A 379-nucleotide genomic window follows, 5' to 3' on the forward strand; every position below is an offset into this window, starting at 1 on the left:
CGGGATGTTCGGGCATGCCGTGGCGGGCGATGTATTCGGGCGAGGCGAGCGTCATCTCCTCCAGCATGGCGACGCGCCTTGCGATCATATCGCTATCCTGAGGGATGCCGACGCGCAGCACGCAATCGATACCTTCGCGCACCAGATCGACCAGCCGGTCGCCCTCGCTCATGTAGAATTCGATATCGGGATAGGTATCGAGAAATGAAGGCAGGCTCGGCAGCACGAAATGCCGGGCAAGCGTGCCGTGCACATCGACGCGCAGCATGCCCTTCGGCTTGGCCCCGGCAAAGGCGCCTTCGGCATCCTCGATATCGGCAAGGATCGACAGACAGCGCTGGTAATAGGCCTCGCCATCGAGCGTCGGGCTGACATGGCG

1 protein-coding gene is annotated in these 379 nt (G+C 62.5%); it reads right to left on the reverse strand.

Features of this window, described 5'->3' with window-relative positions; genetic code table 11:
- Positions 1-379, reverse strand: a 379-nt coding sequence (locus AC1DIX_RS28220) for a LysR substrate-binding domain-containing protein (protein ID WP_477328678.1), incomplete at both ends; no start/stop codon positions are given.

It is taken from the genome of Massilia sp. 05N420, assembly GCF_056397205.1.